A 280-nucleotide genomic window follows, 5' to 3' on the forward strand; every position below is an offset into this window, starting at 1 on the left:
ATTATTTGAGTAAAATTATAAAAACACGATAATGATATTTATAATTGCTACCTAATTATACTCTAATCAAATGGTGCCCGGGGCCGGACTTGAACCGGCACGTCCTTACGGACGAGGGATTTTAAATCCCTTGTGTCTACCAATTCCACCACCCGGGCATCGGGTTGCTTTCGCATGTGGAGTGTTGAGATATGGAGGCGGAACCCGGAGTCGAACCGAGGTGGACGGATTTGCAATCCGCTGCATAGCCACTCTGCCATTCCGCCGTCATAATTAAAAA

At 46.1% G+C, this 280-nt stretch carries 2 tRNA genes; both read right to left on the reverse strand.

The window, feature by feature from the left end:
• Positions 1-71 precede the first annotated feature (71 nt).
• Positions 72-158 (reverse strand) — tRNA-Leu (locus SANK73390_RS19070).
• A 34-nt stretch (positions 159-192) separates the two neighbouring features.
• Positions 193-266: transfer RNA gene (locus SANK73390_RS19075), tRNA-Cys, on the reverse strand.
• Between the last annotated feature and the right edge of the window lie 14 nt (positions 267-280).

The organism is Pseudoalteromonas sp. SANK 73390 (assembly GCF_054966645.1).